The organism is Streptosporangium sp. H16, assembly GCF_051918855.1.
Classification (GTDB): domain Bacteria; phylum Actinomycetota; class Actinomycetes; order Streptosporangiales; family Streptosporangiaceae; genus Streptosporangium.
Genome location: NZ_JBPXMD010000002.1, coordinates 426,513 through 447,121, shown reverse-complemented (window position 1 = coordinate 447,121; position 20,609 = coordinate 426,513). Strand labels below are relative to the sequence as shown.

Genomic DNA, 20,609 nt, shown 5'->3' with positions numbered 1-20,609 from the left:
GCCGCAAGGGGGATCGGGAGCGCAAGTTCGGACGTGCAGCGCGGAACCGCCGTACCCGGTGTCGGAGCCGTTGACGAATCCTGAGAGGAACTCCTGGGCCCCGGGATCCGTCGAGTGCGGGGCCACCTCTGTCGGCCCCTGGCCGGCGGCACCCTGTGGGCGTTGCGAACCAGCCGATCGAACTGCTCGTGGGTGACCGACGACTTTCTCAAACTCGGTCGGCCCAGGGAGGGCGACCGGTCCAGGGAGAACTGCACGTTCGCTCCGTGGCTCATCGCGCAGAACGTTCTTCTGTTCCCGCGTAGGTTCTGCCGAGTGCCCGTCACCGGGGCGTCCACGGGGGTGGATCCGGGACGGCGGCACGAGACCACAGGCAGGACGACGCCGACGCGCGACGTCCGCACCACAGGCAGGGCGGCGCCGGTGTGCGCCGTCCGCGATCGAGGAAGAGACATCGCGATGCGTACGAGATCTGTCATGGCCGCGTCCGGCGGCCACGGGGGGACGACCCGGGACACCGTCCCCCGCCATGGCGGGCGCGGGCCGCTGCGCGCGGCCACCGCGGCGGGAGTCGCCGCACTGGTTCTGGCGGGAGCGGCGGGAGTGCCGGCCACCGCGTCGGCGTCGGCGGCACGCGCGTCGGGGACGGCGGCCATGGAGGTGAGCACCTACCAGGCGGCGGCCGAGATCGCCGACAACCTCAACAGCATGAGCTGGCCGGGGCAGGCCTCTTACAACACCTACCTCGCCGGCAGCCAGAGCACGTCCGTGGTCTGGGGCACGCCCGGTTCGCCGACCACCTACTTCAACCGCAGCAAGTGCGGCAGCTTCGTGACGAAGGTGATCAAGCGGGTGCTGCCCGGGGCCACCGACCAGTACCTGGCCGACAACTTCGGGTCGATCAGCCCGACGGCGGCGCAGTACCACGACACCTTCACCACCGGTGCCGAGTACTTCACCACCAGTGCCAACTCCAACATGGACCAGCTCACCGAGATCGGGGCCGGGGTGATCATCGCGATCAAGTACAACGAAGCGTCCTCCGGCACCGGCGACTCCACCGGCCACGTGATGATCGTGGCGGGCACCCCCGTCCGGTACGACAGGGACGGCAACACCTCCACCGTGGAGTGGGCGGTCCCGGTGGTCGACACCACCAGCAACCCGCACGGGGTGGCGGTCACCTCGGCGAGCTCGCCGTACCAGAACTTCCGCGACTCCCGCGCGGTCGGCACGACCGAGTACCCGGGGGTGGGACGCGGCTGGATCTTCATCCGCACCGACGCGGCGAACCGGCCGCAGGGGCACTGGTGGGGCGCCAACGAGAACACCTCGACCGGCTACCACAGCGTGGCCGACCGCCCGATCTCCTTCGGCTGGATCGGCTACTGACCTCCGGACCCCGGCTACCCGCGCGAGACCGGCGGGTTCCTCCTCGCCGGTCGCCGGACGCGTGACCTGACCGTGCGCCGGAAGTTAGATGAATCAGGCAGTGGTGTCAATGGCCGCATGTGTCGCCGGCCCGGCGAGAAAATCGCTTTCCCGCCCGTACCGGTCTCGCTACACTCGCCACTGATCACGCGCTGCCGCGCCACCGCGGCGCGCGCCTTACCAGTGAGGGGAGCAGCCCGTGCGCCACCGCACCGCTGTGGTCATTCCCCCGTCACGCTACGACGTGATCCTGGTGTCTTCGTCGGTGCCCGACGCCGGCCGCGCGGCCGGCGTCGAGTGCCCGTGACGAACCCCTGACCCCTGCCCGCCCGGCGCCGAACCGGCCGCCGGGGCATGCCCCCGTGCGGTCGCGCCGCGCCAGGGGTCCCTCCACGACCTGACCTCGGGTCGTCTCGTCCGGGAATCGCGCCGTCCTGTCCGGAACATTCCGAAGGGCCATGGGCCGTGCGCACCGACCTGCACCGTCACATCACCGACTCGCTGACCGGCGTCCGCAACCTGGGCATTCTCGCCCACGTCGACGCGGGCAAGACCACCATCACCGAACGGATCCTGTACGTCACCGGCGCCACCTACAAGCGTGGCGAGGTGCACGACGGGACGACCGTCACCGACTTCGACTCCCAGGAGCGCGACCGTGGAATAACCATCTTCGCCGCGGCGGTGAGCTGTGCCTGGGACGGTCACCGCATCCATCTGATCGACACCCCGGGCCACGTCGACTTCTCCGACGAGGTGGAGCGCTCGCTGCGGGTGCTCGACGGCGCGATCGCGGTGTTCGACGCCGTCGCGGGCGTCGAACCGCAGAGCGAGTCGGTGTGGCGGCAGGCCGACCGGCACGGGGTGCCGCGGATCGCCTTCGTCAACAAGCTCGACCGCGCCGGCGCCGACCTCGACACGGCGGTCGCGTCGATCCGCGAGCGGTTGCGGGTGGTCCCGCTCGTCGTCCAGCTGCCGATCGGGCGGGAGGACGGGTTCACCGGCGTGGTGGACCTGCTGCGCATGCGGTCGCTGGTCTGGGCCGGAGGCCGCGACACGTTCGAGGAGGGGCCGGTGCCGGACGCCCTGCTGGAGGAGGCACAACGGCGCCGGCGACTGTTGGAGGAGGCGGTGGCCGAACTGCACCCGAGCGCGCTGGAGGAGTTCTGCGCGGAGTCGGCGATCTCCGCGCCGACCCTCGCCACCGCGCTGCGCGACCTGACCCGTACCGGTGAGGGCGTGGTGGTGCTGTGTGGATCGGCCTACCGCGACCGGGGGATCGAGCCGCTGCTGGACGCCGTCGTCGCCTACCTGCCCTCGCCGCTGGACGTGCCGCCGGTACGCGGCACCCGGGACGGCACTCGGGGTGGTATCCAGGGCGGCTCCCAGCACGACACCCGGGACGGCGCGGTGCTGGAGCGGGCCGCCGACCCGGCGGCGCCGTTCGCCGCTCTGGTGTTCAAGGTGAGCTCGACCGCCACCGGGCGGCTGTCCTACCTGCGCGTTTATTCGGGAACGATCCTGAAGGGAGACACGGTGCTGGACGCGGGCGCGCGGCGTACCGAGCGGATCGGCCGGATCCTGCGGGTACAGGCCGACCGGAACACCGAGGTGGACCGGGCGGTGGCCGGGGACATCGTCGCGGTCGTCGGGCTGAAGGCGGCCCGCACCGGGGCCACCCTGTGCGAGCCCTCGGCGCCGCTGGTCCTCGAACCGCCGGTCGTGGCCGATCCGGTGGTCTCCGTCGCGGTCGAGGCTCGCAGGAGCGTCGACTCCGGCCGGTTGGCGTCGGCGCTGGCGCGGCTGGTCGAGGAGGATCCCTCGCTGGTGGTCCGGACCGATCCCGAGACCGGCCAGACGGTGCTGTCGGGGATGGGCGAGCTGCATCTGGAGGTCGCGGTGGAGAAGATCCGTCGTGCCCACGGGCTGGACGTCGGTGTCGGCCGGCCTCAGGTCGCCTACCGGGAGACCGTCGTGCGCGGGGTGTCCGGGCTGCTGTACCGGCACGTCAAGCAGGACGGCGGCGCCGGCCAGTTCGCCCACGTCGTCCTCGACGTGGAGCCACTGGAGTCATTGGAGCCGCTGGATACCGCTCAGGACGCGGCGGGCTTCGTGTTCCGCTCGACCGTCGTCGGCGGACGGGTGCCGAAGGAGTACGTGCGGGCGGTGGAGGCGGGTTGCCGGGACGCGCTGGCCGAGGGTCCCCTCGGGGGTCATCCGGTGACCGGCCTGCGGGTCACGCTGACCGACGGGGCCACCCACCCCAAGGACTCCTCGGAGATGGCGTTCCGCGCGGCCGGAAGGTTCGCGCTGCGTGAGGCGCTGCGGGCCGGCGTGATGGCGCTGCTGGAACCGGTGGTCGAGGTCACGGCCACCGTGCCCGACGACGCCGCCGGCGGGGTGCTGGGTGATCTGGCGGCCCGGCGCGGCCGGGTCTCCGGCTCGACCGCGCGGGCCGGGACGGTGGTGATCACCGCGACCGTGCCGCTGGCCGAGCTGTTCGGCTACGCGACCCGGCTGCGCAGCCGGACCCAGGGCCGGGGCACCTTCACCACCCGGGCCACCGGGTACGCCCCGGTGCCGGGCGCGGTGCCCGACGGGACGCCGCCCCGGTAGAACCCGGTGGGAACCGGTGGAACTCGGGGGGAACCGGTACCGGTGAATCCGTTAGGAGCCGGCGATGGTCCCGCCTCCGGGCGGGACCATCGCTCGGCGACGTGTCGTGTGCCGTCGTCATGCCGCGACGGTCCCGGCACCGGACGACCCGACGACTCACCTGAAGCGGTCCGAAGCTGCCAGAAGCTGCTCGAAGCGGTCCGAAGCGGCCAGAAGCGGTTCGAAGCCACGTGAGGTCCGGCGAGGCCGGGCGCACCGAAACGGAGAGGCTAAGTGCGTCGATGTATCGGATATGTCAGGCCTTCGTCCTCCGGCCGGGCTACGCTGCCTCATCCTGCCGATGATCGACCGGCCAGGAATCGGGGACACGCGCGATTCAGGTCAGCAAGCGATGTCAGAAAGGTTTGTTCATGAGCAGCGAAGCTGTGGATGAGTTCGTCGAAACCAAGGTCCAGCCGCACCACCGGGAAATCGTGAACACGCTGCGCACGCTCATGAAGGAGTGCGCCCCCGAGGCGACCGAGGTGATCAGCCGCGGGTCACCCGCCTGGCAGCAGGGCCGTAAGATCCTGGCGATCATCAGCGTCAGCAAGACGCACATAACCTTCGCCTTCGCCCGAGGCGCGGAGTTCGAGGACTCCTTCGGCCTGCTGGACGGCGTCGGGAAGACGACGAGGCACGTCAAGCTCAAGAAGCCGGAGACCATGAACCTGGAGGCCCTGCGCGACTACGCGCGGCAGGCCGTGCGGCTGGACCAGGAGTAGCCGCCGTACCGGCGCACGTACCGCCCACCGCGGCGACGCTCGCGGTGGGCACGGTCGGATTCGTCGAAACGAAGGCGCGGAGAACTCGATTCGCGGTACCGGGTGAAAGAGGGTGACCGGACCACGGAAACGGAGTTCACGCTTGAGTGTGGAAACAGACCTGGACGACGCGGAGGTGATCAAGCGTGCCCGGCGTGATTCCGCCGCCTTCTCGGTGCTGTTCGACCGGCACGCCCCCGCCCTGCACCGCTATGTGACGCGACGCCTGGGAGACTCGACAGCCGACGACATCGTGGCCGAGACGTTCCTCACCGCCTTCCGGCGGCTCGGGCGCTACGACACCGATTACCGCAATGCCCGACCCTGGTTGTACGGCATCGCCGCCAACCTCATCGGCAAGCACCGCCGTGCCGAGGTCAGGGCGTACCTCTCGCTGGCCAGGACCGGGGTGGACGAGGTGGCCGAGAGCTACGCCGACCGGGTGGAGTCCCGGGTGACGGCCTCGGCGGCGCAGCGCGATCTGGTGAGGGCACTCGCCGTGTTGTCGGCGAAGGACCGCGAGGTGCTGTTGATGATCGCCTGGGCGGATCTCAGCTACGAGGAGACGGCGCGGGCCCTTGGCGTCCCCATCGGCACGGTGCGCTCGCGCCTGCACCGTGCCAGGAGAAAGACCCGCGAGGCCCTGGGCGGGGTCGATCCGTCCGCTATCTCGGAGGAGGAGACCGGTCGTGGATGACCTGAAGCTGCTGAGTGAGCTGCGGGCGGACGCGCCCGAGCCCGACGCCGACCGCCTGCGCGCGCTGCGGGTGCGTTCCCTGCGGCACCGCCGCCGGTTCCGGCCCGTGCTCTCGCTGCCGATGGCCATGACGGCGGCCGTCGCGGTGGTCGCGGCGGTGGTCGTGGTGGTGAACGACGACGAACGGCCGGTCGTGCCGCCGTCCGTCATCGTGGAGGCGACGCCGGTGAGCGCGGAGGTCATGCTGAGGCAGGCGGCGCTGACGGCCGAGAAGCGCCGGCCGGAAGGCACCCCGCCCCGTCCCGACCAGTGGCTGTACCGCAAGAGCGTCGTCATACAGCCCGCCGACGGCTCGGCCGAGATCCAGGAGTACTGGACGCGCTACGACGGCACCAGGCAGGCGACCCGGCTGGGCTCGCGCCCGATGGAGACGCGGACCATCGAGCCGGACCCGGGTGACGACGACCTGTCTCCCCAGCAGTACGCGGCCAGGCTGGCCAAGCTGCCCACCGACCCGGACAGGCTGCTGGAGCACGTCAAGGGCGACCTGCACTGGAGGGACAAGCCGGACGAGGAGCGCGGTCTCCACGAGCACCCGGACGCGCGGGCCTTCCGAGTGCTGTCGCTCTATCTCGGCCGGGAGGAGTACATGCCTCCCAAGCTGGAGGCCGCGATCTTCCGCGCTCTCGCCAGGATTCCGGGAGTCCGGGTGGACCTCGGCATACGCGACGCGGCGGGCAGGTCGGGCATGGGCATCGCCTACGAGGCCGGTTCTCCGGGCTTCGGCACGCAGCGCGACGAGAACGGGCAGGTCACCGAGCGCTCCTACGTCATCCTCGACAGCACGACCTATCGCCATCTCGGCACGCGGACGGACTACCTGCAGGACTATCTCATCAACGGCGAGGTGGCCTTTCCGAAGGGGAGTGTCTTCGCGACCGCCGAGGTCGCGTCGGGAGTCGTCGACGAACCCGGGCAGATCCCTTAGGGAGACGACGCTGGACGGATTCCCCGGGGAGCCGGCGCCCGGGGAATCGAGAACCGCCGGAGCGGCGCCGTCCGGTAGCGGGTGTGTCGTCAGTCGTGCAGGGCGACGGTGACGCCGTCGGAGAAGACGGAGTCATGGAGTTCGATCGCCTTGATCTTGAAGTTCTCGGGGACGTCGAGGGGCGGGATCCCGTTGAAGGCGCGAACGCTCGACCGAGCGTTCTCGAGAACTCGCTCAGGACGAAGGGCCCGCGGCCAGCGCGGTGACCAGACCGTCGAGCCGGCCGAAGGCCCGGGCCATGCCCAGGTGGTCGATATGGTCGCGGGACTCGACGATGACGCCGTCGCGTACCCGTGACACGAAGACGCACGGAACCGCGAAGGGACGGCCGCCGGCCGAGCCGACGTAGCTGAACTCGAAGACGACCACCTCGGGATCGGCCGTCTCGTGGACGTGGCCCACGGGCTCGAACCGCTCGGCCCGCGCCTGGCCCGGCGCCTCGGCGAAGTGCCGGCGCAGGTCGGCACGGGTGCGCAGCGGCGTGTCGCCCAGCGGCGCGAACGGGTGCCGGACGTCGGTCCGCTCGGCGTACAGGCCGGCCAGGTGGTCGAGCTCGGCCTCCCGCTCGCGCTCGGTGAGCCCGCCGGCGATCAGGCGGCTGACTCCCGCGGCGACGGCCTGGACGACCTCCGCTGGTGTGTACGGCTGTGGCATGGCATTCTCCAAGGTAACCGTAGTCTGGACTACGGAAAGCGTACCGTAGTCCAGACTACGGTTAAAGCCCTGAAGTGAGATCAGAGATCAGGAGGAGGCCGGATGCGGCAGGACGCACGGGAGAACCGGGAACGGATCCTGGCCGCGGCGGAGGCGGTGTTCGGGGAGTACGGCGCCGCCGGGTCGACCGAGGAGGTGGCCCGGCGGGCCGCCGTCAGCATCGCCACGGTCTTCCGCCACTTCCCGACCAAGGAGGAGCTGGTCGAGGCGGCGCTGCTGCGGCATTTCGAGCAGCTCACCGACCGGGCCCACGCGCTCGTCGCCGACGCCGACCCGGCCGTGGCATGGCGCGCCCTCATACGGACGATGATCGAGACCGGCGCCACCAAACTCACCCTCATCTCCCTGGTGGCCGACCGCGACGAGTTCCCCGCCGGCGCCGTCGCCGCGTCGAACCGGTTGAAGTCCGTGGTCAGCGAGGTCCTGCGCCGGGGGCAGGACACCGGGGCCGTCCGGCCCTCGGTCACGGTCGAGGAGGTCTATCTGCTCATCCGCGGCCTGGCCCAGGCATCGGCGACGACGCGGACCCCGCCCGACACCCTGGCCCGCGCCATCGACGTCGTCCTCACCGGCCTGTCGCGGCCCGGCCGGTCGGCACCCACTCCCGCCTGACCGGCCATACGCGAGACCGGGAAGAACCCGGCCGCAGTACCGGCCGGACATGGTCAGGATGGGGACAAAAGGGATATGTCTTGCTTGATCAGTCTTGGTGCGACGTGTCACCGCGAGAGCAAAAAATAGGGGAGCGAAAATAGATCTTCGGCGCTTGGCCGGGCTCGTGATGAAATCTGGCGAGGCTCGCGGGAAACCGGCGGGGTTCGTGGAAAACAGTAACCGCCCCTCAAGTTCGGGATTCCATACGAAGCTCGGAGTATCGGCGCAGGTCCTGGCCGGAGAATTCGTCCGTGATGGGCGCCGCCTCCTCGTCCGGCGGTTCGGGGGCGTCCAGGTGAGGGTTCCGCGGGCGCTGTGCTCCTCGGTGACGGCGGCAGGTCCGTATTATTTGTTCCGTGTTCTCAGCCGGTGGTTCCGCCCCTCACCATCACCACAACGTCGATGGGCGTGTTCCCGGGCGGCCTCCCTGGTGGAACTTCCCGCTCAGCCTGATCTGGGCGTTGGCCCCGCTGTACACCGCCGGATTCGCGACCCCCTTCATCATCGGACACGCCGCGGTGCAGCTGAAAAGCCGGATCACCGGATTCGCGACCGGTGTCTACGGCGTTATTCTGCTCGCGTTCGTCGTGATTTCCGGAATTTATAGCGACAATGACCCCGCGACCAAGGAGCCACCGGTCGATGTGATCATAGGAATCATGATCATTGTGGACTGGCTGGGCGGCACGGTGCACGCGTTCATCCTTCGGCCATCCGTCTTCCGGACTCGGCCGGCGGTTCACCCCCCTCCGGGGGCCTGGCGGTACAACCCCATGCCGCCGCCTCACTACCGGGCTCCGATGCCCCCGACCTCGCCCTATCAGGCTCCTGCCTCCCGGCCCTACCAGGCTCACCCGACCCCGACCCCGACCCCGACCCCACCCCCCGCCCCGACCCCGTCCTTCTCCCCGCCCCCCCGGTATCCGGCGGACACCGCATCCGGCTCCCGTCCCTTCGGCGAGATCGGGCCGTACCGGCTGGACCGGAAGATCGGCGAAGGGGGGCAGGGAGCGGTCTACCTCGCGCACGGGCCTGGCGGGCAGCCGGTGGCGGTCAAGGTGCTGCACAGCCGGATCATCGGTGGCGCGGCCGAACGCGAGAGTTTCGTCAGGGAGGCCGCCCTGGCCCAGCGGGTGCGTCCTTTCGCCACGGCCAAGGTGATCGACGTCGGCGTCATGGGAGACGTGGCCTACATCGTCAGCGAGTACGTGCCCGGTCCGTCACTGGAACGGCTGGTCAGACAGGAGGGGCCGAGGGGCGGCGACAGCCTGACCCGGCTGGCCATCGGGACGGCGGGGGCGCTGGCGGGTATTCACGCCGCGGGCATCGTGCACCGGGATTTCAAGCCGGCCAACGTCCTGCTCGGCCCGGACGGTCCCCGAGTGATCGACTTCGGGATCGCCAGGGCGCTGGACCAGGTCACGATGACCTCGGGCGTCCTCAAGGGCACCATGGCCTACATGTCTCCCGAGCAGATCTCCGGCGAGCACGTCGGCCCGGCCTCCGACGTTTTCAGCTGGGCCGCGACCATGCTCTTCGGCGCCACGGGCAGACACGCCTTCGACGCCGGCTCCACGCCTCTCGTCTACCGGAAGATCGTCGCTCATCATCCGGATCTGTCCGTGCTGCCGCCGGCGCTCCAGGCTCCGCTGGCCGCCTGCCTCGCCAAGGATCCGGGTGGCCGGCCTACGGCCGCCGAGGTGATGATGCTGATCACCAGCTGACCCGGGACAGCGCCTCGGCATACAGGTGGACCGGCCTCGTCACCCGATCGACGACGCCGGGCAGCGCAGGCAGGTCCCGTATGAACGGCAGGAGACGGTGAAAGACCTCGTCGGCGCGTTGCGGACGCCGGTCGGGTTCTCGCTCCAGCAGTGCCATCACCAACTCGGCGAGCTCCTTCGGCACCGCGGCCCCCAGAGGTGCCGAAGGAAGGCCGAAATGTCCGCTCGTCTCGGTGACGAAACCTGCCGGCTGGACGACCCGCCGGCCGGTGAGCATCTCGTAGAGGACGCATCCCGCCGAGTACAGGTCGGTCAGCGCGCTGGTCCTGCCCTCGCGGAACTGCTCGGGAGCCATGTACGGCTCGGTTCCCGGTGCCTCCATCGTCCCGGTGATCACTGAGAATTCGGGTGACCCCTGGACCGTCGCGACACCGAAATCCAGGACGACGAGGGTCGCGTCGCGGCAGAGCATGAGATTGCCTGGCTTCAGATCCCGGTGAACGAGAGAGCGAGCGTGCGCAGCCGACAGCACTGCACAGAGCTGTGCTCCGAGCAGAGCGGCCCAGGAGACGGGGAGCTTCTCGTGCGCGTCGAGCACGTGCGTGACGGGCCAGCCGTCGACGAACTCCATCACCAGAAAGAACCCGTAGTCGTCCTGTCCGAAGTCGTGGACGGCGGGCACGCCGGGATGGCGGAGCGAGGCCATGATGCGGGCCTCGCGCCTGAACCGCCGGACGGTCTCCTCGGTGAGCCTGTCGCGCCGGACACGCTTGACGGCCACCTTGCGGTTCAGGTGAAGGTCGACGCCCTGCCAGATCTCCCCCATACCGCCCCGGCCTACCGGCTGCTGTAGCTCGTAGCGCTGCGCGACCAACATGGGACTCCGATTGTCAGGGGTCAGGCATCGGTCGACCGCTGGGGAGATAGCCGGATCCGGATCTTACCGGTGAGAGTGTGGAAGCACATCCGGCACCGCCCCCTGATCAGGCCGGTGTCGGCGTTGGTGCACAAGGAACCCCGGTACTCCAGCCGCACATCCGGATCTTGGCTTGAACTGGCCGTTTCGGACGTCTGGGACATAGCCATCAGGAGGTGAGACGGGAGAGAAACTCCTGGGTTTCCGGGTCTGTGGAGTAGACGAACGTGCCGATCATTCCTCGGGTCAGGAGCACCTTGTAAGTGTTGCGGATCGGTCGATCCGCCTGCTCGCCGGTGGTTCCCCGGGTGAGCGCGGGATCCTTGCTGAACGCTCTCCTCGCATGGAGCCTGCCGTCCCGGACGACGAGATCGGGTCCGATGATCACACCGTTCCAGTCGTACTCGAATCCCTGGGCGGCGTAGACACAGCCGACCTGCTCGAACCCTCCGTCCAGGGTCGCCCACAGCGCACTCGCGGGTGCGCTGCCCACGGCCCTCTCCTCTTTGACGTTCCACGGACGGGACCAGTCACCGATCCGTACGTCATGAACGAGCGTGTCGTCGCTGTTCGGCTTGCTCCACGGCCAGCAAGCCTTCCTGGCGGACCCCCGGTAAGCCTCCACGCTGTAGCGCTGCTCGCTCTGGTCGAGCTTGGCGTGGGCGGCTGCGACGAGATCGACGTTGAGCACATCGGCGAGACGGGTCAGATAGACCATGACGTCGGCGAGTTCGGAGCGCAGGCGCCCGGCGGCCTCCGGGTCCTCCATGGTGCGCGCGGACTCCTCGGGAGTGAGCCACTGCAGCTCCGCGAGGAGCTCCCCGACCTCTCCGCCAGGGCCATGGCCAGGTTCTTCGGGGTGTGGAACTGCTCCCACTCCCTGTCGTGCGCGAACCGCCGCAACCTGTCGGCCAGCTCCTCAAGCTCCGTGATGGAAGCACGCTACAAGCCGCGGAAACCAGGGGCCGAACAACCCGGTACAGTCTCCGGGATTCCGACAGACCAAGGAGGGCCGGATGGGGCGCGAGGTGGGTCACGACTCCCGGACGCTCTGTGCGATCCTGCTGAATCCCGCGCTCCGTCCCGCTCCCGAGACCATCTCGTACCGCAATCTCGGCTGCGCTCTCCCCCTGGTGGGCTGCGGGCGGATCCGGCTGGCGAACCTGCTGGACGTTCCCACCAAGGACCAGGTTCAGCTGGGCGCCCGTGTGATCGAGCCATCAGAGGTGATCAGGTCTCGGGAGCTGCTCGCCGAGGCGGTTCTTGCCGCCGACGAGGTCCTTTTCGCCTGGGGGGCGAACCGGGTCACCGGCCGCACCGGCGTCGTGTTGCGGGAGCAGGTGTCCTGGTTGCGTCGGCACCTGAAGGACGCCGGGGTCCGCCGGACCTGGATGGTGGCGGGCACCCCGCGCCATCCCTCCCGCTGGCGGCAGTACGTCGGACCGGAGAAGGCGCGGGTGGAGGGCAGCACCTTCGAGGACCGCCTGGCGAAGGTGCTGGCCGCGCACCCGCTCGAATAGCGACCTGATCACGGCCTTGGCCGCCGTACTCACCTACGGACTCGGTCATCACCGCAACTCCCGGAACGCGAAAACTCCGGGAGCGCGACAGACGAGAATGTCCAACCCGAACAGCGCACCTTTTAAGGTTATTTGTCCTGAATTCTGCTGTTTCGAGAACTCTTTTGGCCACAAAGGGACCTGGTGGCTGAATCCTGATGATCAGGGCGGCAAAGCGAGGTAGTTTTTCCGCATAACAGAGTTTCGGGTGGGCCGGTGGAGGCGGATCGAGTGGTCATCGACGGTCGCTACGAGCTGGATGCTCTCCCTCTGGGACAGGGTGGGATGGGAGAGGTCTACGGGGCCTACGACCAGAAGCTCGACCGCAGGGTCGCCGTCAAGCTGCTCCGCTTCCCCTACGGCAAGCCCGACGAGGAGTTGGTCAAGCGTTTCCTCCACGAGGCGCGGATCATGGCCAAGCTGGAACATCCGGGCACCCCGCCCATCCACGACGTCGGCGTCTTCGAGGATCCGAAGGTCGGGCCCCGGCCGTTCATGGTGATGCAGTTCGTCGAGGGCGCCACGGTGGACCACATCCTGGGGGAACACGGCGTGCTCCCCGTCGGCTGGGCCGTGGGGATCGTCGCGCAGGTCGCCGCCGTGCTGTGCGCCGCGCACGAGCGGGGTGTCTTCCACCGTGACCTCAAGCCGTCGAACCTGATGGTCTGCCCCGACGGCACCGTCAAGGTGCTGGACTTCGGCCTGGCCATGTTTCACGACCCCGAGCTGTCCAGACTTACCCGGACCGGCACCATTCTCGGCACGCCTGTCTACATGTCGCCGGAGCAGGTCCGGGGCGCGGTGGTCACCCCGCAGAGTGACCTCTACTCCCTCGGCCTCATCCTGCACGAGATGCTCACCGGGGAGCGGGTGTTCGACGGGAACTCGGAGTATCACATCTTCGAGCGGCAGGTGCACGAGGCCGCTCCCTCGGTGCGGGAGCAACGCTCCGACGTGCCGGCCGAGTTGGACCGGCTCGTGCTGCGCCTGCTGGCCAAGCGCGCGGAGGATCGACCGGCTCGGGCGGAGCTCCTGCACACCGCCCTGCTCTCCTTCGTGGGCGAAGTGGGACCGCTGCCCGGGGTGACGAGTCCCGGTGCCAGCCCGGTGCGGAGGTACGCGGAGGTTGTCAGCCGCATCACCGACCCCGAGGAACCGCGATCGGCGGCCGTTGCGCCGGAGCCGTCCCGGCAGGCCGACCTCGAAGACTTCAGCAGGGAGGACCTGGCCCAGGCCCGGAGCGAGGCCGAGGAACTGGCGAAGGCGTCCCGCTACGGCCAGGCGGTCGAGGTGCTCGACGCCGTGGTGGCCCCCGCCAGCCGGATGGCTGGCCCTCTCGACGAGGAGGTGCTCGCCATGCGCCTGCGCCTGGGGGAGGTGCTTTTCGAGGGCGGTGACTACCGCCGGGCGGCCCCGGTCTTCGGGGAACTACGCGTTGACCTGACACGCAAGCACGGTCCGCACGACGAGGGAGTGCTGCAGTGCCACCGGCAGGAGGCGACCTGCAAGGCGCTCATGGGTGAGACGGGACAGGCCCTGAGGATGTTGAGGAGCCTGCTGGTCCAGGAGCAGGCGGTCTTCGGGAGGCACGATCACCGGCCGCTGGAGCTGAGACGGCAGATCGGCCTCCTCGAGCTCGGCGCGGGTGACACCGAACGGGCCCGGCACACCCTGTCCAACCTGCTGGAGGATCTCGTCAGGCTCCACGGACCCGATCACCCAGACGCGGTCAAGGTCCGGGACGGGCTCGCGCGCCTCTCCGTGTGAGGTGCCGCCAAGGGGGCTCGTAGAGCGCACAGCAAAACTCGGTGAGCTAAGTACACAGCTCTTCTTGTGGAAAACCAAGTTTTGTGTGTACGTTTTACTTGAGCTTGGAAAATTCTATTGCCGTCCATGGCAATGGGAAAACCGTACACCCTGTTTGTGGGCCATGGTCGCCTTTGTTGACTTTGTCCGATTTGTGAACTCGTGTCAACAGTAATCGGGATTGGCGGTTGCGGTCCGTCGAGGGTCGTCCCGAAGTCCGCCTGGTCGGACTAAAGCCTCGAAAGCATATTTCGGCCACTTATTCATTTATGGACAGACCGAAAGGGTTGTAAGCGCTGTGAGATGTCTACCCCGTCCTGTTCGCGGGACCTCGCGATGACGGGGGCCAGGCTGGAGGAGCTCACCCCCGGCGCCGTCGTCGGCGGGGTGACACCGAACGGGGACGTCACCGTCGTCGCGGTCAAGTGGTACGGCTCGGGCGCGGTCAACCTCACCTACAAGACCGGCACCGGCCAGGTGACCGAGCAACTCCTCTACCGGGACGACGAAGCCCGGCTCGCCCTGCGCAGGGCGTCCGCCGCCTACGGGTTCGACGGTGACGGCGCGCTGTTCAAGCTCGCTGCCGAGGCGCTCCGCATCCGGATGGCGGCCCGGTTCGACCCGATGCTCGCGGTGACCACCAGCGACCTGGAGCCGCTGCCGCACCAGATCCAGGCGGTCTACGGCGAGCTGCTCGACCGCACCCCGCTCCGCTTCGTCCTCGCCGACGACCCCGGCGCGGGGAAGACCATCATGGCCGGTCTCTACATCAAGGAGCTGATGCTCCGAGGTGATGTGGAACGATGCATGATCGTCGCGCCGGGCGGTCTGGTCGAGCAGTGGCAGGAAGAGCTGCTGGAGAAGTTCGGCCTCCGGTTCGAGCAGCTCACCCGCCAGCTCATCGACGCCCAGCTCGACGCGAGCGTCTTCGACAGCCAGCCGCTGCTCATCGCCCGGATGGACCAGCTCTCCCGCAGCGAGGAGCTGCAGGCCCAGCTCGCCCGCAGCGACTGGGACCTCGTCGTGGTCGACGAGGCCCACCGGATGTCCGCCCGCTACTTCGGCGATGAGCTGAAGAAGACCAGGCGCTACCAGCTCGGCGAGCTGCTCGGCGGGCACGCCCGCCACCTGCTGCTGATGACCGCGACCCCGCACGCCGGCAGCGAGGCCGATTTCCAGCTCTTCATGGGCCTGCTCGACTCCGACCGCTTCGAGGGCAAATACCGCGAGGGCCTCAGCTCCGCCGACACCGACGGCCTGATGCGCCGCATGGTCAAGGAGGACCTGCTCACCTTCGAGGGCAAGCCGCTCTTCCCTGAGCGCCGCGCCTACACCGTCCCGTACGAGCTGTCGGAGGCCGAGGACGAGCTGTACGGGGTCGTCACCGACTACGTCCGTGAGCAGATGGGCCGGGCCCAGCAGCTCGCCGCCCGGGGCGAGGGCCGGCGCGGCAACACCGTTGGCTTCGCGCTCACCGTGCTGCAGCGCCGCCTCGCCTCCAGCCCGGAGGCGATTCTCCGTTCCCTGGAACGCCGCCACAAGCGACTCGGCCGACTTCGCCAGGAGCTGGCCGCCGGGACGAGCCCGATGGAGGGCCGGCTCAAGGACCGGCTCGCGGGCCTGCTGGGCAAGGCTCCCGAGGCCCTCGACGCCGACCTCGACGACCTGTCCAGCACCGAGGTCGAGGAGCTGGAGGACGACGTCGTTGACGCCGCGACCACCGCGCAGACGATCGCCGAACTCGACAAGGAGCTCGGCCTCCTCGTCGACCTGGTCGAGCTGGCCCGCCGGGTGCGCAACTCCGGCACCGACCGGAAGTGGAGCGAGCTGTCCGAGCTGCTGCAGGGCAACACCCTGATCCGCGACAGCGACGGCACCCCCCGCAAGCTCATCGTGTTCACCGAGCACAAGGACACCCTCGAGTACCTCGCCGAGCGGATCCGCGGCCTGATCGGCCGGGAGGAGGCCGTGGTCGTCATCCACGGCGGTGTCTCCCGCGACCAGCGCCGCCGGGTCAAGGAGCTGTTCACCCAGGACCCGGAGTGCCGGATCCTGGTCGCCACCGACGCTGCGGGTGAGGGGCTGAACCTCCAGCGGGCCCACCTCATGGTCAACTACGACCTGCCGTGGAATCCCAACCGGATCGAGCAGCGCTTCGGCCGGATCCACCGCATCGGTCAGACCGAGGTCTGCCACCTGTGGAACCTCGTCGCCATCGGCACCCGCGAGGGCGACGTCTTCTACCGCCTGCTGGAGAAGATCGAGGAGCAGCGCCGCGCCTACAAGGGCAAGGTCTTCGACGTCCTGGGCGAGGCGTTCCAGGAGGAGCCGCTGCGCAAGCTCCTGATGGAGGCCATCCAGTACGGGGACAGGCCGGAGGTCCGCGACCGGCTCAACCAGGTCATCGACGCCTCGGTCGGCGAGGGCCTCGACCGGCTGATGGCCGAGCGCGCGCTGGCTCACCAGCGGCTGGGTGAGACCGACGTCGCCGAGTGGCGACTGCGGATGGAGGAGGCCCAGGCCCGGCGACTGCAGCCGCACTACGTGAGGGCGTTCTTCCTCGCCGCCTTCAAGCTGCTCGGCGGGCGCGTCGCCGAGCGCGAGTCCGGCCGCTACGAGATCAAGCACGTTCCCGGCGACCTGCTGACGCACGACCGGCAGATCAGGGTGGGCGTCCCGGTGCTGCGCCGCTATGAGCGGGTCACCTTCGCCTGTGAGCTGGTCAGGCCTGCGGGCCGTCCCCGCGCCGACCTGCTCGCGCCCGGCCACCCGCTGCTCGACGCGGTGGTCTCACTGGTCGTCGAGCGGTACGGCACGCAGCTCAAGCAGGGTGCGCTGCTGGTCGACCGCCGCGACGCGGGGGAAGAGCCGCATCTGCTGGCCGCCGTCTCCCAGGAGGTCGCCGACGGCCACGACCGGATCGTCAGCAAGCGCTTCGACTTCGTGGAGATCGGCTCCTCCACCGCCCGTACGGCCGGTGCCGCCCCCTACCTCGACTACGCGCCCGCCTCGGCGGAGGAGCGGCACCTGGTGGCCGGAGTGCTGGAGGAGGGCTGGCTGGCGAGCGGGGTGGAGGACCTCGCCGTCGGCTGGGCCGTCGAGAACGGCCTGGCCTCGTTCGTCGACGAACTCAGGGCGAGGCTGGCGGCGGAGACCGTCCGCACCCGCGGCCTGGTACGGCAGCGACTCCTTCAAGAGATCAACTACTGGGACACCCGGCACGCCGACCTGCTGGACGCCGAGCTGACCGGCAAGAAGCTCAAGATCCGTCCGGAGACCGCCGCCCGGCGGGCCAGAGACCTGGAGGCTCGGCTCCGCCGCCGGATGGAGCAGCTCGACCGGGGTGAGCTGCTCCAGGTCCGGCCTCCGCAGGTGGCGGGCGGCGCGCTGGTCGTCCCGCAGGGCCTGCTCGACCGGCTGGCTGGGCTCCGCACCGACCCGGCGACGGCGTACACGCGGGAGACGGCCGAGGTGGAGCGGCGCGCGGTGAACCGAGTGCTGGACGAGGAACGCAAACTCGGCCGACTGCCCGAGGAGATGGCGCACAACAACCCCGGCTACGACATCCGCTCCCGGACGGTGGACGACCACTGGGTCTTCCTCGAGGTCAAGGGCCGGATCGCCGGGGCGAAGGACTTCCACGTCACCCGGACCGAGGTGCTGACCGGCAAGAACGCGGGCCGGTCCTTCCGGCTCGCCCTGGTGAGCGTGCACCCGGACGGCCCGGCGCACGACGAGGTCCGCTACCTCGTCGACCCGTTCAGGGACGTGGACTTCGGCGACTTCGTCGCCACCGACCTCGGTGGCGACTGGAACAAGGAATGGGCACGAGGAGGAGCACCGGTATGAGCACTGGTACGGGTTCTGAGGGATACCGGCGCAAGCTGATCGAGGTAGCCCTCCCGCTGGAGGAGATCAACAAGCAGTCGGCCCGGGAGAAGTCGATCCGGCACGGCCACCCGTCGACCCTGCACCTGTGGTGGGCGCGTCGTCCGCTGGCGGCCTGCCGAGCGGTGCTCTTCGCCCAGCTCGTGGACGACCCATCCGCGCACCCGGACAAGTTCCGTACTGAGGAGGAGCGGACGCTGGAGCGTAAGCGCCTCTTCAACATCATCGAGCGGCTGGTCGACTGGGACAACATCAACGACAAGGCCCTGTACGCGGAGGCCAAGGCCGAGATCTGGAAGTCCTGCGACGGCAACCCGCCGCCAATCCTTGACCCGTTCGCGGGCGGGGGGTCGATTCCGCTGGAGGCGCAGAGGCTTGGGCTGGAAGCGCACGCCTCTGACCTGAATCCGGTTCCGGTGCTCATCAACAAGGCGTTGATTGAAATCCCACCGAAGTGGGCGGGGCGACCTCCGGTGTTCCCGGGGGCTGCCGAATCCCGCATGGGTGATTGGTCTGGCGCAACCGGTCTCGCTGAAGATGTACGCCGCTACGGAAAGTGGATGAGGGACGAGGCGGAGAAGCGTATTGGCCACCTCTATCCCAAGGCCAAGCTGGCGGACGGTACAGAAGCCAACGTCATCGCCTGGATCTGGGCGCGCACGGTCACCTGCCCCAACCCCGCGTGTGGCGGCACCATGCCATTGGTGCGCTCTTTCTGGCTCGGTAAGAAGAAAGGAAAAGAGTGCTACGTCGAGCCAATTATTGAGGGCAAACAGGTTCGTTTTGAAATTCGCGGCCCCAAGGGTAAGCCTCAAGATGGTACCATTAAAAAGGGAAAGGCTATCTGTCTAATTTGTAGTTCGCCGGTGGGCTCCGGATATATCCAGAGCGAAGGCAAGGCCAGGCGCATGGGAGCGCAACTGATGGCTATCGCTGCAGAGGGGCCACGGATGCGATACTATCTTTCCCCTAATGAAGAGCACCATCAGGCCGCCATGGTTGATCGCCCTGATGAGGTCCCAAACGCTGCCTTGGCTGAGGATCCCAGAAATATCTGGTGTGTAAATTACGGCCTAGACACCTTCGATAAGCTATTTACCGATCGTCAACTTGTCACTTTCACCACATTTAGTGATCTTGTCATTGAAGTGCGGAAAAGAGTTCTTGTCGACGCATCTGCCGCTGGATTCCGTCCGGGTAATCCTCTAGCTGGAGGAGGTGTTGGCGCCGAAGCTTATGCTGACTCGGTTTCTACTTATCTTGGCTTAGCTGTCACTCGCATTATGGATCGTCACTCTAATGTTGGCAGCTGGGATGCTAGTCCAAGCAAAGAGCAAGTCCGTGGAGTCTTTGCTCGTCAAGCGATTCCAATGTCTTGGGATTTTGCGGAAAGCAACCCATGGGGGAAATCGTCTGGTAATATTGCCGAAAGCTTCTTGTGGATTAGTCGAACATTGGAAAACTTAGGCAATGGGGCGGCGGGCCAGGTGCTGCAGCTTGATGCTGCCGAGCGCGGCTATCGAAGCGTTCTGGTGTCCACTGACCCGCCGTATTATGACAATATAGCCTACGCGGATCTATCGGATTTTTTCTATGTCTGGTTGCGGCGCTCGATAGGGTTTATATTTCCTGACCTGCTTGGAACGTTGCTGACCCCTAAAGCGGATGAGCTCATCGCTAATCCTTATCGGCAGGGCGGTGCAGAGGCAGCGAATCGTTTTTTTGAAGATGGTTTCCAGCAGGTTTTCGCACATATTAGGCAAGGCATGCTGGCCGACTATCCAATGACTGTTTTTTATGCGTTCAAACAGTCTGAAACCGACGAGCGTGGTGAGGCATCTACTGGATGGGAAACCTTGCTCGAGGGGATGATTCGATCAGGGTGGGCTGTCACCGCAACGTGGCCGATCCGTACCGAATTAGCTAACAGAATGTTGGGTGTTGGTACCAATGCCCTGGCTTCTTCGGTGGTGTTGGCATGCCGGCCCAGGCTCCAGAGTGCAAGTACTACCGACCGCCGAGGATTTATCAATGCGCTCAAAGTCGAACTTCCAGATGCGCTCCGTGATCTACAGCAGGGAGGGATTGCGCCGGTCGACCTAGCGCAGGCGGCTATTGGGCCCGGGATGGCGGTTTTCTCCCGATATGCACAGGTAGCTGAGGCGGACGGATCTCCAATGCGGGTCCGCGCGGCGCTCATTCTGATTAACCAGATGCTCGACGAGGTGCTCTCCGAGCAAGAGGGCGATTTCGACGCTGACACCCGTTTCTGTATCAAATGGTTCGAGAGCTATGGCTTCGATATTGGAATTTACGGAAGCGCCGAAACTTTATCCAAAGCTATGAATACGTCCGTCGATGGCCTTGCTCGGTCCGGAGTCCTAAGTTCACACGCGAACAAAGTTCAGCTTCTTAGCCCAAAAGAGCTACCGGCTGAATACGACCCTTACGCAGATGATCGGATCTCGGTCTGGGAGGTCGTGATGCACCTGGCCAAGCGTCTGGATGAACAGGGCATTGATGCAGCAGGGCAGTTGATGGCCATCGCAAAGGTCAGGATCGACCTCGACACCGCCAAGGAACTCTCCTACCTGCTCTTCTCGATTTGCGAGCGTCGTAATTGGGCCAAGACCGCGTTGCTCTTCAACGCGCTCGGCTCCTCCTGGCGGGAGATCGAGAGCGCGTCGCGCAGCGTCGTACCAACCGTGAGTGCGCAAGGAATGCTCGACTTCACCCCCGAAGAGGACTGACGA

The 20,609-nt window shown here is 67.6% G+C and carries 14 protein-coding genes; 11 read left to right on the top strand and 3 right to left on the bottom strand.

The genetic code is table 11. The features are described from left to right. Nucleotides 1-459 precede the first annotated feature (459 nt). The 5 genes from ACTOQ2_RS04985 to ACTOQ2_RS04965 all read left to right on the top strand — a co-directional run bounded on the left by ACTOQ2_RS04985 (nt 460) and on the right by ACTOQ2_RS04965 (nt 6,535). Entirely contained in the window at nt 460-1,392 is a 933-nt protein-coding gene (locus ACTOQ2_RS04985) for a hypothetical protein (RefSeq protein WP_440098503.1), read from the top strand. A 504-nt stretch (nt 1,393-1,896) separates the two neighbouring features. Then, nucleotides 1,897-4,047: an elongation factor G gene (fusA, locus tag ACTOQ2_RS04980; protein WP_440098501.1), complete on the top strand. Its 2,151-nt coding sequence runs from the start codon at nt 1,897-1,899 to the stop codon at nt 4,045-4,047. Nucleotides 4,048-4,457: 410 nt separating this feature from the next. After that, nucleotides 4,458-4,811, top strand: coding sequence for a DUF1801 domain-containing protein (locus ACTOQ2_RS04975; protein WP_440065536.1), 354 nt, complete (start codon nt 4,458-4,460; stop codon nt 4,809-4,811). A gap of 148 nt (nt 4,812-4,959) precedes the next feature. Beyond that, complete coding sequence (locus tag ACTOQ2_RS04970; RefSeq protein WP_440098680.1) at nt 4,960-5,547, top strand: RNA polymerase sigma factor; 588 nt, start codon at nt 4,960-4,962, stop codon at nt 5,545-5,547. Then, nucleotides 5,540-6,535, top strand: coding sequence for a CU044_5270 family protein (locus tag ACTOQ2_RS04965; protein WP_440098500.1), 996 nt, complete (start codon nt 5,540-5,542; stop codon nt 6,533-6,535). The genes ACTOQ2_RS04970 and ACTOQ2_RS04965 overlap by 8 nt, the downstream gene beginning before the upstream one ends. 234 nt (nt 6,536-6,769) lie before the next feature. Here ACTOQ2_RS04965 and ACTOQ2_RS04960 read toward each other — a convergent pair whose 3' ends face one another. Next, nucleotides 6,770-7,249: a nuclear transport factor 2 family protein gene (locus tag ACTOQ2_RS04960; RefSeq protein WP_440065538.1), complete on the bottom strand. Its 480-nt coding sequence runs from the start codon at nt 7,247-7,249 to the stop codon at nt 6,770-6,772. 102 nt (nt 7,250-7,351) lie between these two features. Between ACTOQ2_RS04960 and ACTOQ2_RS04955 the strand changes: the two genes are divergently transcribed. Beyond that, on the top strand, nt 7,352-7,921 hold the full coding sequence (locus ACTOQ2_RS04955; protein WP_440098499.1) for a TetR/AcrR family transcriptional regulator: 570 nt from the start codon (nt 7,352-7,354) through the stop codon (nt 7,919-7,921). A gap of 842 nt (nt 7,922-8,763) precedes the next feature. Continuing rightward, complete coding sequence (locus tag ACTOQ2_RS04950) at nt 8,764-9,687, top strand: serine/threonine-protein kinase (RefSeq protein WP_440098498.1); 924 nt, start codon at nt 8,764-8,766, stop codon at nt 9,685-9,687. On the opposite strand, the gene ACTOQ2_RS04945 is transcribed toward ACTOQ2_RS04950, so the two are convergent. Both ACTOQ2_RS04945 and ACTOQ2_RS04940 read right to left on the bottom strand, forming a co-directional pair. Then, nucleotides 9,677-10,564 (bottom strand): serine/threonine-protein kinase, encoded by an 888-nt coding sequence (locus ACTOQ2_RS04945; RefSeq protein ID WP_440098497.1) that lies wholly within the window; start codon nt 10,562-10,564, stop codon nt 9,677-9,679. The two genes, ACTOQ2_RS04950 and ACTOQ2_RS04945, sit on opposite strands and share 11 nt — an antisense overlap. A 208-nt stretch (nt 10,565-10,772) precedes the next feature. Beyond that, complete coding sequence (locus ACTOQ2_RS04940; protein WP_440098496.1) at nt 10,773-11,372, bottom strand: DNA/RNA helicase domain-containing protein; 600 nt, start codon at nt 11,370-11,372, stop codon at nt 10,773-10,775. 247 nt (nt 11,373-11,619) lie between these two features. Here ACTOQ2_RS04940 and ACTOQ2_RS04935 point away from each other — a divergent pair, with 247 nt between their 5' ends. The 4 genes from ACTOQ2_RS04935 (at nt 11,620) to ACTOQ2_RS04920 (ending at nt 20,606) form a co-directional block, all read left to right on the top strand. Further along, nucleotides 11,620-12,123, top strand: coding sequence for a DUF1643 domain-containing protein (locus ACTOQ2_RS04935; RefSeq protein WP_440098495.1), 504 nt, complete (start codon nt 11,620-11,622; stop codon nt 12,121-12,123). A 255-nt stretch (nt 12,124-12,378) separates the two neighbouring features. Further along, nucleotides 12,379-13,929, top strand: coding sequence for a protein kinase domain-containing protein (locus ACTOQ2_RS04930; protein WP_440098493.1), 1,551 nt, complete (start codon nt 12,379-12,381; stop codon nt 13,927-13,929). Nucleotides 13,930-14,271: 342 nt separating this feature from the next. After that, a complete protein-coding gene (locus tag ACTOQ2_RS04925; protein WP_440098492.1) occupies nt 14,272-17,817 on the top strand; it encodes a helicase-related protein in 3,546 nt (1,181 codons plus the stop codon). Next, nucleotides 17,814-20,606 carry a DUF1156 domain-containing protein gene (locus ACTOQ2_RS04920; RefSeq protein WP_440098491.1) on the top strand — a complete coding sequence of 931 codons (2,793 nt, stop codon included), beginning with the start codon at nt 17,814-17,816 and terminating at the stop codon, nt 20,604-20,606. The genes ACTOQ2_RS04925 and ACTOQ2_RS04920 overlap by 4 nt, the downstream gene beginning before the upstream one ends. Nucleotides 20,607-20,609: the final 3 nt, after the last annotated feature.